11 protein-coding genes, 1 pseudogene and 1 riboswitch are annotated in these 12,122 nt (G+C 60.3%); of the genes and pseudogenes, 5 read left to right on the forward strand and 7 right to left on the reverse strand.

The window, feature by feature from the left end:
* Nucleotides 1-37 precede the first annotated feature (37 nt).
* Nucleotides 38-232, reverse strand: a riboswitch (cobalamin riboswitch).
* Between the two features lie 361 nt (nt 233-593).
* From BSY17_RS02320 to BSY17_RS02335, 4 genes are all read right to left on the reverse strand, one after another.
* A complete protein-coding gene (locus tag BSY17_RS02320) occupies nt 594-1,382 on the reverse strand; it encodes a hypothetical protein (protein WP_069064176.1) in 789 nt (262 codons plus the stop codon).
* 345 nt (nt 1,383-1,727) lie between these two features.
* A complete protein-coding gene (locus tag BSY17_RS02325) occupies nt 1,728-2,543 on the reverse strand; it encodes a PepSY-associated TM helix domain-containing protein (RefSeq protein ID WP_083216983.1) in 816 nt (271 codons plus the stop codon).
* Nucleotides 2,447-2,854, reverse strand: coding sequence for a PepSY domain-containing protein (locus BSY17_RS02330; protein ID WP_069064178.1), 408 nt, complete (start codon nt 2,852-2,854; stop codon nt 2,447-2,449). The genes BSY17_RS02325 and BSY17_RS02330 overlap by 97 nt, the downstream gene beginning before the upstream one ends.
* Before the next feature lie 2 nt (nt 2,855-2,856).
* Entirely contained in the window at nt 2,857-4,911 is a 2,055-nt protein-coding gene (locus BSY17_RS02335) for a TonB-dependent receptor domain-containing protein (RefSeq protein ID WP_069064179.1), read from the reverse strand.
* Between the two features lie 488 nt (nt 4,912-5,399).
* On the opposite strand from BSY17_RS02335, the gene BSY17_RS02340 reads away from it, so the two are divergent.
* From BSY17_RS02340 to BSY17_RS21790, 5 genes and pseudogenes are all read left to right on the forward strand, one after another.
* Entirely contained in the window at nt 5,400-5,666 is a 267-nt protein-coding gene (locus BSY17_RS02340; protein WP_069064180.1) for a Fic/DOC family N-terminal domain-containing protein, read from the forward strand.
* Between the two features lie 56 nt (nt 5,667-5,722).
* Nucleotides 5,723-7,875, forward strand: a pseudogene (locus tag BSY17_RS02345) (TonB-dependent receptor).
* The gene (locus tag BSY17_RS02350; protein ID WP_069064181.1) at nt 7,875-8,930 is read left to right on the forward strand and encodes a PepSY-associated TM helix domain-containing protein; all 1,056 of its coding nucleotides are present in this window, start codon (nt 7,875-7,877) and stop codon (nt 8,928-8,930) included. Before BSY17_RS02345 ends, BSY17_RS02350 begins: the two are co-directional and overlap by 1 nt.
* A gap of 67 nt (nt 8,931-8,997) precedes the next feature.
* Nucleotides 8,998-9,156, forward strand: a complete 159-nt coding sequence (locus BSY17_RS21460; protein ID WP_171899165.1) for a hypothetical protein — start codon at nt 8,998-9,000, stop codon at nt 9,154-9,156.
* Between the two features lie 556 nt (nt 9,157-9,712).
* Nucleotides 9,713-9,880 carry a hypothetical protein gene (locus BSY17_RS21790; protein ID WP_237236109.1) on the forward strand — a complete coding sequence of 56 codons (168 nt, stop codon included), beginning with the start codon at nt 9,713-9,715 and terminating at the stop codon, nt 9,878-9,880.
* Nucleotides 9,881-10,060: 180 nt separating this feature from the next.
* Here the strand turns inward: BSY17_RS21790 and BSY17_RS02360 are convergent, their stop codons facing one another.
* Genes BSY17_RS02360 through BSY17_RS02370 form a run of 3 tightly spaced genes read right to left on the reverse strand, consistent with a single transcriptional unit; the run spans nt 10,061 to nt 12,088 of the window.
* Nucleotides 10,061-10,939, reverse strand: a complete 879-nt coding sequence (locus tag BSY17_RS02360) for a 3'-5' exonuclease (RefSeq protein WP_069064182.1) — start codon at nt 10,937-10,939, stop codon at nt 10,061-10,063.
* 16 nt (nt 10,940-10,955) lie between these two features.
* A complete protein-coding gene (locus tag BSY17_RS02365; protein WP_069064183.1) occupies nt 10,956-11,678 on the reverse strand; it encodes an RES family NAD+ phosphorylase in 723 nt (240 codons plus the stop codon).
* Complete coding sequence (locus BSY17_RS02370) at nt 11,675-12,088, reverse strand: MbcA/ParS/Xre antitoxin family protein (protein ID WP_069064488.1); 414 nt, start codon at nt 12,086-12,088, stop codon at nt 11,675-11,677. Before BSY17_RS02370 ends, BSY17_RS02365 begins: the two co-directional genes overlap by 4 nt.
* Nucleotides 12,089-12,122 lie beyond the last annotated feature (34 nt).

Below are 12,122 nucleotides of genomic sequence, written 5' to 3' on the forward strand. Positions count from 1 at the left end.
CGGAAAAACCGTGTCCGGGCCAGTCCCTGGGCCGGGGCAAGAGCGACCCGTGTCGGCAGGTCTCCTGGCTTGCGGGTCAGGGCCGATCAGGCCGCCTTCTCAGGATCGCTCCCAATGGCATATGGCCCGGCGACTCGCCGCTTACAGTTGCAGGGACAGCGATGGAATCGGCGCGAAACGCCTCACCATCTTCCCCTTTAAGCCCGATGGGCACCGACATGGTCGAAGGCAATTGCCTTCAGGCCCACATCTAAAGACGCCTTGCTCCGAAAGCTACAGGCTCCGCTGGAAAAGATATTGCCAACTGCGTTTCTTGGCTCAGCCTGGCAGTCCGACAGGGAATGGATGCCACCCAGACCGATTAACGCTCCAAGTTTCGAAAATAGTTCGAAGCACCGAGCGTGAACGCTCGCAGCTTTAGCAGGCTGTCACAACGGGATACGATAAGCGGAAAGTCGGCGTGGGGATGATCGACTAAACGCTGAGTGGCGGATTTGCGTCGATCCCGCAGCGGCTCACTTAGCGTGGTGGATTGGGACACCGGGAAAATTTAGATTGCTTTCTCAAATAATGCGTACCTCAACACTGTCCTGCTACCGACCCGTAATCAACGGGCCTGATGGCGGAATCGGAAAGGCAAGTGGCGCGATTACCGCGCCGCGATAACCCGAGGTGCTCACAGCGTAAAGCTTGAGGCCTATCACGCTATGCGCAATCAAAGTCATCGAGGCCTGCATGAGGACGATGGTCGCGGCGCCCCACCACAATGCCGGATGGACGTGGCTTCGGCGGCGACGATCTGCGACGATCGCAATCAATGGCCACAGCATCACGGCGGCGAAAACGCCCCATTCTGCATAGGGGACAAGCAGCGGCATGGGCAAAAGGCGGCCAAAGGCTGGTCCGGTTAAAACTGCCATGGCGCAAAACATGAAACGCCTGTGCCATTCGGTCCGCTTGCGCATCGATATCGCCGCGAAGACCAACCCGCCAAAGCAGAGGATAGAAAGGATGTTCATGACGAGAAAATAAGCGGGGAGGAAGAAGAACGGCGTGGCGGCGTTTCGCGTCATTTCCATGGTCGTATATATGCCGACGAGAACCATGGCGCTGGCCCACCAAGCGCCGACCCAGCCGAGCCTTCGGTGAAGGGCGATCGAGCCCCGGGTGACGAGAAGGTTTTGAGAGACGAACAGCACCACCCAACCGAAGAAGATGAACGCATGGAGGTGAACAAGCGGCGGCGCGCCGAACGTCGAGCGCCCCGTCGCCGCCTGAAAGGAAAAGCCGGCCACGATAGTCAAGGCCATCGCGATCGCCATCTTCAAAAAGAACCGGTCGTCCCGCCCATATCCACCTAGCGGTTCAGTCAAAGTCGACATCTGTAACCTCCGCGCCATTTAGTGATGAAGCTAACGCAAGTGGAGGCGCGGCTCAACCTGTGCGAGAAGCTAATCTAAGAGATTTGTATCACCTGATTTCGGCGAAATTTATTATGGATAGCACGGCCAATTGACAGCAAGAGATCGTCGGGATTCATCAGATAGGAGACGGTGCTGCTCGAAAGCGAATTTTGACCGCTGAAAGTCCATTGTGCTCCGACAGCCTTTGGACGGTTATCGCAGCATTTGCAAAGTGTTGGGTCTGGCAAGCGGACGAGCACCGGCTGGCAACCAGACAGACCGGCATCGGCCAATGTTACATGATTATGGTTGCAGCGCGCGGCTTCAGAAAAATTGCCGTCGGCGGCACCACCAAAGCTTCATACCACTGAGGCAGAGCCAGAGCGTGACGGCACCGCCAAGCAACACAAACCATCGCCCGATCAGACCGAACGCCTTCCCGGAATGGAGCGGATACTGCCACGCGGAAAACTGGTCGCCCGCGGTTGTGCCATTGTCGTGGCGTCTGCCGACGATGCGGCCATCGTCCACCGCAACATAGTGCCACAACCGCCCCTGATCGTCGCGGTCGCGCGCATCGAAGGTTCGGACAGCATATACGCCATGATCTCGGAAGATACGCACGCTATGCACACGCTGGGGCGTATTTCCGATGATGCGCGCGATTGCCGCATCGATGCCGATCTCGGGGGCGCCACCTTCCGCGACATCAGCCATGCTTTCATGCAGGCGACCGGTAATCGGTGAAATAAGGCCGACCACTTCGCGGCTTCCGTCGGGCCAGGCGAGCGTGACGCCGGTAACCGCCACGACCAGTGTGACAGGCAGAAACCACAGGCCCCGCGCACGATGCGTATCGAAGAGACGTTTGAGGCTGCCGGGACGTCCCCTGGCCCGCGGCGCGCGCAGCCAGTGCATGCCCTTGGGGAAGGACAACGCTGCCGCGATGCCCTGGTCGATTACCCATAGCAGCGAAATGAGCCCGAAGAACCAGGTCATCCATGGCCCCGCAAGCAGGTCTGTGTGAATGCCGTAGACGATATTCATGGCATGCCGTCTATCGGAATCGGTCGCCCTGCTTTCGCGCCAGCCGAGCACCGATCCGTCGCGCGGATCGACGAATATCTGGACCGAACGCATGCTGCCATGACCAGCGCGGGCCCCATCATCCACAAGCTGTCGTTTGGATTGTGAGGCAGTTCGATCATGTTCGGCGCGAAGTCAGGCAGCGCACGCTGGGCTTCAGCGATCATGTCGTCGATCGGCGCTGCGCGTGCCGACGCGGGCACCGTGCGCCAATCGGCGTTGAGCGCGATGTCGAGCTCGTCGTAAAAGGTGACTGCGATGCCCGTTGCGGCGAGCAGCGCCAGCCACAGTCCCGCTATCAGACCGAACCACCGATGCCACAGCTTGAGCGCGCGGCGCGGCCGCTGCGGAACAGCCGCGCCCATCGTCAGAAGCGGACGGACGCGGTCACGCGGACATTGCGGCCCGGTTCGGGCAGGCCCGAGACGATCGCATAATCGGGCAAGCCCAGTTGCCCATAATCGGCCGTGCTGGCGTGCGCGATATAGGTCTCGTCGAACAGGTTATAGGCCGCTGCCTGCAGTTCGAAACGGTCAGTGCCGAACGGCCGCCAGCTGCCGAACAGGTCGACCGTCGTATAGCCGGGCTTGTCGATAAGCCGTGTGCCATCGATAAATCCAAGCTGGCTTTCGCGGAACAGCACCTCGATATCGTTCAAATCTTCGAAGCGCGTCAGGCTGGCGCGAAAAATGAACTGATCGCTGGGCTGGAAACCGACGGTCACGGCCCAGTTGTCGCCCATCGAATTGCCAAGTGCAATATGCTCATAGCCTTCGATCCTGTTGCCGTTCAGGCGTGAATCATAATGATTATAATAGCTGTTGATGGAAAATGGCCCTGCGCGGTATCCCGCGCGCAGTTCGAAGCCTTTTGAGCGGAACTTGCCGACATTCTCATAATAGACTGCGTCCTGGCTCGGTTGCGCGGCATTGCGACCCAGCTCGTCGAGTATGACGTCCTTGATCGTCATCTCATAATAGACCGCCGACACGGTGAAGCCGCCTGCGTCGTATTTTAGACCGCCTTCGAGGTTATCGACCTTCTCACGTCGTAGCGTTGGCGATAGCGACAGGCGGCCGGGACGCTTTTCGAGTGTGAAGGCATCGCCGATTTCCTTGCCGCGAAAAGCTTCGGCATAGCCCGCATTAAGACTCAGGCCACGGACGATCTCGAACTCGGCGCCGACATTGAAGCTGACGCCGTCGCTGTGCGTGCCGGTGCGATAGGTCGTCTGGTCGAGGTCATAGGCGTCGTAGCGCGCGCCAAAGCTGATCAGCAGCGGGTCAATCACGCGCCAATGATCCTGGACATAAACGCCCATCAACGACCCCTTCTCAGTGAAGCTGCCGACATTGGGGTCCCACGCCCAGGGCTGCCACATCGCGGGTGCGCCCAGATAAGCGCTCGTCACTTCGTCACGACGATGTTCGGCACCGACGGTGATGCCATGGTTGCCGATCGCAAGGTTTGCGCGCGCGTCGAAGCCATAGGTCTCTATCTCAGCACCATAGAGGCCCCAGCGGTCGTCGCGATTCTGCGAGAAATTGGTACGTGTCCAGTAACCCGTCGCTTCGATATCGACGCCGCTGTCGCCCTTATGGCCGTAGTTCAGCACCGTCGTCTGGCGCTTGCCCTCGACATCGAACAGCCGCGCATCGGCGAGAACGGGCCAGTTCGGACGCTGCCCAAAGCGGCCGGTTTCGCGGCGCTGTTCGTAGCTCGCGGTCAGCCGATGGCCGCCGCCAAGCTCACCCCCGATCTTGATGAAGCCAAGCTTCTGCTCTGCACCGGTTGCGAGTTGCCGGACGCCGTCGCCATCCCTGTACGGATCGCGGTTCACATGGACGTAGGACGCCAGGATGCCGATGTCGCCTGCGATGCGGCCATAGACGGTGCCGCTGAATTTATAGCCATCGTTGCTGAACCAGCCAGCCTTGGCGATGCCGCCGATATCGCGGCCATCCTGCAACATATCGACCGCGTTGCGCGTACGGAAGCGGATCGCCCCGCCAACGGCACCGAAGCCTGCAGTTGCCTCACCCGGCCCGGCCTGAACATCGACCGTCTCGAGCAGTTCAGGTTCGATCGTTACGCGCCCGATATGATGAAACAAGGTGCCGCGCTGCGGCGCGCCGTCGATGGTGACGTTGAGCAGCGAATCTTCGAGCCCGCGGACATAGATTTTCTGCGCGAGCCCAACGCCGCCTCCCACCGATACCGAAGGGACATTGCGGAACAGGTCGGCGAGGTCGTGGGCCTGCGTGATCTCGATCTCTTCGCGATCGAGCGCAACGTTGGTCAGCGCGCCAACGACGACGATTTCGTGGGTTGCATTCGCATCCGTCTCCCCTGCGTGCGCCGATTGGCTTGCGAACGCGAGCGCAACTGCGCAACTCGACAAGATCTTGGTATGAATTCTCATGAAGCTCCCCCGCGCGTGAATATGGGAAGCGGCTATTCGCTATTGCGAACTAATGTCAACAGTCTATGTATCGGCGTGCCTGCCTGAAGCTGGATCGAACCGGTCTTCTGTGGACTGCATGAGTTTCGAAATTGGAGTCTGCTTTTCCATATTGCCGTTAGTACGCCGACAGATCGCTTGCGGCGGGTATTAAGCGTGTAGACCGAGAAATCGGACAGTCGGCACCAAGAAATCAAAAATTGGTCGTTGAACGGCTTAGATGGGTCGTCCGCAGAATCGATGGCGGCGCATCCATGATCGGATTTGATGATCGACTTTCGTCATCAAAACAATTTGATGGAAGCACATTGCCTTTTCGCGATCATCAAATCTGCTAGAGAGGGGAAGACGATTTCAAGAATGAGGCCGGCTTCAAATGATCGGGGGGGTTTACATGCCCGTCCTGTATCACGAACGCCGCTTCCCTCCTCGCCCTTGATCTGGTCACATTGTTCCCGCCGGTGGGGCCTGCCAATGCGGCAGTTGCTCGCTACGAAGGCATCCTTGCTGGCATTCCCAATCTCGATATCCTGCTGTCGCCACTCACTTCACGCGAAGCTGTCCTTTCCAGCAAGATCGAAGGCACCGAGGTCACACTTGGCGAAGTCCTCGAATTTGAAGCGAAGGGCCAGCTCTTTGACGAAAGCAGCCCCAAGAAGGCCGACTCCTGCGAGGTACCCAATGATCGGCCCGAATGCTCGGTCCTAACATGCTAATGACTTGCAACATCTATGCTGGAAGGCTAGCGGGGCCTGGACAAGGGAGGGACGCCATGTATCGCCGATCAACTATCCTGCTTGCCAACAGCGCTTTTGCCCTGAGCAGTGCGCCAGCGCTCGCGCAGTTGACGCCAACAGCGGAAAGCGCAGACAATATCGTCGTTACGGCGACGCGGACCATCTTGCCTGCCAATGCCTTGCCGCTAACGATCGACGTGATCGACCAGGAGACGCTAAACCAACAGGTCGCGATTGGCGGCTCGATCGTCGATGCCGTCTCGGCGCTGACGCCGTCTTTCTCGCCGACGCGGCAGAAGCTGTCGGGCGCTGGCGAGACGCTGCGTGGTCGCTCGCCGCTTTATGCGATTAACGGCATACCCCAGACGGCGCCGCTGCGCGATGGCGCGCGTGATGGCTTCACTATCGATCCCTTCTTCGTCGACCGGGTCGAGCTGATCTACGGCTCCAATGCCCTCCAGGGCATTGGTGGGACCGGTGGCATCGTCAATCAGGTGACGGTCGCGCCGCCCAAGCGCGACGGGCTTTCGGGTCGGGTGCTGGTTCAAGGCAATGCCGATACAGGCTTTCATGGCGACGGCATCGGCGGCAAGGTCGCTGGCCTGATCGCTTGGCGCGGTGGCCGCTGGGACGCGATGGTGGGGGGCGCCTATGAAAAGCGGGGAGCCTTTTATGATGGCCATGGCGACCGCGTGGGAACCGACCTGACCCAGGGCGAGACACAGGACAGCCGCAGTTGGTCGCTATTTGGCCGGTTCGGTTATGCGCTGAGCGACACCGCGCGCATCGACCTCACCATGAGCCGCTTCCAGTTGAAGGGCGAGGGCGACTACATCGCGTCCAACGGCACTTACCTCATCGACCGGCCGACCACGTCCATTCGCGGTACGCCGCCGGGCGTTCCGGCCACCAGCCGTACAGAAAGCGCGGCTTTGTCGCTGACCGATAGCGATCTGGCCGGTGGTAACCTGATAGCCCAGCTGTTCTTTAACCGTTCGCGCGACACTTATGGCGGTGAAATTGCGCCGATTGCGACCTTCCAGGACGCCAGTATCGCGCCGATTGGGACATTGTTCGATCAGTCGCAGAATCGCAGCCGCAAATATGGCGGCAAGCTCAGCTATGAGCGCGCCGTCCCGGGGTTCAAGGCGCTCACCGCCACGATCGGCCTCGATGCGCTCTATGACCTGACCGACCAGCGCTTGATCGCCACCGGACGAAGCTGGGTGCCACCGACCGATTATCGCAGCCTTGCGCCGTTCGCCCAAGCGAACCTCGCGCTGTTCGACAAGAAGCTGCGCATTGCGGGCGGTGTCCGTCATGAGGATGTGAAGATCAGCATCGACGTTACACTACGTTGGCCAGCTATGGCGGCGTGGCGGTGTCGGGCGGCATGCCGCGCTTTAGCGACACATTGATCAATGGCGGCGTTATCCTGGAGCCCTGGGCGGGTATTCGCGCCTATGCCAGCTATGCCGAAGGCTATACCGTCCCCGACGTCGGCCGGATCGCTCGCGCTGTCGGCACGGCGGGGGTCGATATTGACGATTATGTCAATATCGAGCCGATCGTTTCGAACAATCGCGAGATCGGCGTAGAATTGAAGCGGGGACCGCTCGATGCCAGCGCCGCCTATTTCTGGTCGACCAGCAAGAATGGATCGCTGCTGGTCCAGACCGCGATCGGCGCGCCGTTCGAAATCCAGCGCCAGCGCGTCGAGATTGAGGGGTTGGAGCTGAACCTGAGCGTCAAGACGCCTTTGCCCGGACTCACCCTGTCGACCGGCTATGCCCATCTGATCGGGCGTACCGACGGGTCGGCCAATGGCATTGACGTGGTGGATCGCGACCTGGACGGTGCCAATATTTCGCCCGACCGCCTGAACATCGCAGCCAGCTATGTGCAGGGTTCGTTGTCGGCGCGCATCCAGACGCAATTCTTCCTGTCGCGCCAGTTCGAGCGGACGCCCAATGCCTATCCGGCGCTCTACCGCTTCGACGGTTATGATACGACCGACATCAGCCTGCGGTATCAGACCGGCTTTGGCGCGCTGTCCCTGTCCGCGCAAAATATCTTCGACAGCTTCTATATCGATTATTACAGCCAGACGGTCAGGCCGAACGATAACGCCCACTATTTTGCCGGGCGCGGCCGCAATTTCACCTTGTCCTGGGACTATCGTTTCTAATGAAACTGATCGACCTGCTGCACCGCTGGACCGGGGGCCTGATCGGGCTGTTGCTGGCGCTATTGGGGCTGAGCGGTGCCTTTTTGGTGCACAAGAATGCCTGGACGCTGGCGCCGCATGCGGATGACCGGCGGTTGGACGACATCAGTCAATTAGCGACCGTGACGCAGATGCTGATGGCAGACCCGGCCAGCAGGCCGCAGTCGATCACCTATGCGTCGGACGATTTTGGCCTGCTGCGCCTGCTCTACACGGCGGGCAAGGGCGCCTATGCCGACCAGCATGGCACCGTCGTGCTGCAATGGAACAGTCAGTGGGAACGTCCCGAACTGTGGCTGTTCGATCTGCACCATCATCTGTTTAGTGGCGATGCGGGCAAAGCGGTGGTCGGCATGGCCGCTATGTGCGGCCTGTTCTTCGTGGTCACCGGCCTTTTGCTGTGGTGGCGTACGCGCAAGACCTTCGAATGGCGCCTTGTGCCCGCGCGGATGACCCGACCGGCGATCATCCGGCATCATCGCGACCTGGGCGTCGTCGTCGCGCCACTCCTGCTGCTCTCGCTGCTGACCGGCGCAATACTGGTGTTCCGTCCGATGGCGGCGCTGCTGTTCGGCCCTGATGCCCCGGCCCAGATCGACCGGTCCCTGGCCGCGCCGCCACCGCTTACCGCCCGGCTGGCAGCGCATCTGGACTGGGCGCGCATGATCGTGACCGCGCAAGAACGCTTTCCCGATGCGGAATTGCGCAGTCTCACCTTGCCGCGCAAAGATAGCGGGCTCATCACCGTGCGGATGCGACGGCCACAGGAATGGCTGCCCAATGGCCGCACGACCCTCTGGTTCGCGGCCGACAGCGGCGTGCTGGTCGCCGCGCGGGATGCATCGACGCTCCCAACATCGGTAAAGGGCTATAATCTTCTCTATCCGCTGCATGCGGCAAAGGTCGGCGGGCTCGCCTTCAGGATGTTCATGACCCTGTCCGGATTGGCGCTGACGCTGCTTGGTACGCTGGCGGTCTGGTCCTTCTGGTTCAGGCGGCCCAAGCGGAGGTCTTGAACATCATCGATTCGCGATGCTGAGCCGCTGGCCCAGCCAGGATCAATAGTCTCTCACCGTCGCGACCATGGGCGTGGAGTTGCCCTGCACGGTCGATGCGCAAGACACGCGCCTGCGGGTGATCCTGCAATTACCTCCGATGCTGAGCCTCATGTCCGGACCGATCAAGGCGATCGTTGAACAACAAATTGGATTGCTTGATAAGAAGCCCGATCAAAAGGCCTGACCCGCGCAGCAGCGAAGGTCAGGCCGACGTGGCCCTTCATCAAGCCCTTCGCTGCCGCGTATAGAGCAGCGCTGCGACGATAGCGGCGGAACCGATTCCAACAGCGGCACCCAGGATTTTCGCTGAACCATGTAACTTGGCGTCCTGTTCGCCTTCGCTCGCATCGGACGATAGTTCATCGGCCTTTATGCTTTCGGCTTGCGGCGATGGATGTGCGGGATAGGGTGCTGTACTGCCTGCGGGCACGGAAGGCCGGTGTGTCATATATTCTCTCCTTGGGTGGATTGAAGGTTGCGCTCCAGCACAGATCGCCCGGCAGCAGGCACACCCAAAAAGACAGCCTGCACCGGCGACGGCCCGATCCTCGTGGAAACACGATGTCGGACCGCCCCCTATTCTTATTTCCGCCCTTTGAGGCTGCGCCATAACGTCGCGATGCTGGTCAGCACCGCCGCAATCCCCAGAAGAAACGATCCGTCGATTATCATCATTGCCGACTCCTTTCCTGCTCTATATGTTCGCTATATGTTCTCATGTAGGAAAGAGGGATTTTGCGATGTGCGTTTCGATCACCCCAATTCCAGATAGCGTGCGCCTGCGGGTCTCTGGCGATGTAGAGACGGTGCTGACGGTGCCCTATGACGAAGATGAGCGGTTTCTGGTGGGTCTGAGCGATGGCACTGTGCTCATGGGCTATTTTGATGAAGCGATGCAGTGTCGATAGGAGGTGGCGCGCTATGGCGCTGGCATTGTCCGATTCGAAGGCAATGCTGCCCGGGTCGATTGGCGCGTCGAATGGCTGACTGTCGCGACGTTCGACGCAAATGTGGTAGAGCCCGGCCTGCCGCCAGCCGTACCGTTGTTTCCCGAGCTTGATTGTTGGGCGGCATGACAGCAGGCAAGCTCAGCGATGCCGCTCACAAGCCGTGATGGGGAGGAAGGCGGGTTCCCCATATCCGCCATAGACGTTGCTTAGCAGCCAGGCGCTTTCAGCGTCGCGGTCCTGTTTTCCGACGCTCCTCCACCAGAAGCGCATGGTGGCATCCCAGCGATATCCACGAGATTTCAGCCGGTCCTTGGCATCGAAAGGCGCGTCGATGGCATTCACCCTGTAGGTTTGCTGTTCCGAGCAGGCAATCAGCTTTGCCAGGATCGTCTCTCTGTCCGGCAGGCCGTGAGAGAGCAGATACAGAAGCGCCAGGATGTCATTCTGGGCCCTGTGCCCTTCATAAAACCAGCCGCATTGCGAAACGAGATGGGCAAGGGCCCGCCCCTCGAATCCGAGCCCAAGCCAATCCAGCTCAACCATCGAGCAGGCCCAGGGCTTGCCGGCGATGGCAGGCAGGCGGCGATCCACGAACGGTCTGTCGAAGGCCGCATTGTGCGCGACGATGAGGTTGGCGGAGGAGAGAATGTCGATAGCGACTGATTCGTCGATCTGCTGCTCCGCAACGTCCGCATCGGTAAGGCCGGTGAGGCTGGTGATTTGCGGATCGATCGGCATGCCTGGATCTTCGCGCCAGACCCGGGGAACCCCGACCTGGATGATCCGTCCACGCTCATCGAACCGGAAACGCTGGATCGCGAGTTCGATGATCCGATCGGTCTCTCGGTCGAGCCCAGTCGTCTCCACATCAATCGCAACCCCGATACGGCTGGAGGCCTCAGGACTTGCTGCATGGAAATGGGTGACGGGGCCAAGGCGCCGCTGCACCCGATAATCTGGATGCGTGCCCAGCAGCCGGGCCGCCTGCGCGTGGCAATCGCTTGCGGCGTCGTTCATCTGGCAGCGGCTCCGGTCATACGCCCTCTACCACCCTGAACACAGCGCCGCTGCCGGCTTCTCGAACGAAATCGACCCGCTTGCCGTTCCAATGATAATCGAGATGCCGACCCTGAACAGGACTTGAGGCGCAATCCGGATAGAATAGCGCGACGCATTCTCCCCCGGCCTGCCGGACGCTTGGATAGGCGATACCGTCCGAGCCTGAATTGCGGAACGTGGCGGCGAATTGCTGCGCTGCTTCGTAGCTGTCAGGATTGAGGCAATGGCTGAATGCCTCTACATGCGCTCTGAGATCATGCAAATCGGCATCGACCTTCAGAATGATCTCCCGAAACTGCGATGTCCATCCGGCAGGCTCGGCCGTTCGGGCCATGAAGCGCGCATGATGATGGATGGTCTCGAACAGCGCGGTTTCATAACTGCGCGCAACATAGAGCACGCCATGATGTCCGGCGGAGAACCGGCTTGGTCGATCGGGACTGACATGAGTGAATGACGCCATGAGATAGGAGGCGCCAACGCCGCCGACCCGTCGCGCTGGAGGGACGAGATCGATATTGCCGACCGACGTCATGATCCGCGGGTTCGTCTTCTGCTCGGCGGAGATGAGAAGGGGCCAGTCGGCAGGGTCCGCAATGTCCTCGAACAGATCAATGGGCGGATAGATGCTGCGGATGATCCTGACCGCACCCTCCCATTCGACCCTGTTGACCGGCGGACCATTAGTCGCCGTCACCAGCCGCCGCGCTCCGCGTCCAGATAGCGCCGCACGCGCATGATGTCGGTCAGTTCGCCGCCCAGCATGACGGACAGCGCGCTAGCGCCATCGAAGACGGCGTTGGGTGCCTTGATCCAGTCATAGCCGCGCTGTGGCTCCTGGAAGATGATGCGCAATGCCTTATGGATGCCCATGAGGTTGGAGAGCCTGGCGAGCCCATCACGCGAGATGCGGCCTGGTCCTTCGGCCTTCCAGCGCCGGAAGCTGCGCACCGGCATATCGGTCAGCATCGCAGCCTGCTCATCCGTGACACCCCATTTGGCGAACAGGTTGAGAGCCGCACGAAACATCGCGCCGCCTTCATCCTGCGTGACAGGCTCAGGCCGGAACGGCGTCGGGACCGTTTCGATGGGTTGCAACATGCTCATGATCGCCTCCATATGGCATCATATAGGAAAACGA

Source organism: Sphingobium sp. RAC03 (assembly GCF_001713415.1).
Lineage (GTDB): Bacteria > Pseudomonadota > Alphaproteobacteria > Sphingomonadales > Sphingomonadaceae > Sphingobium.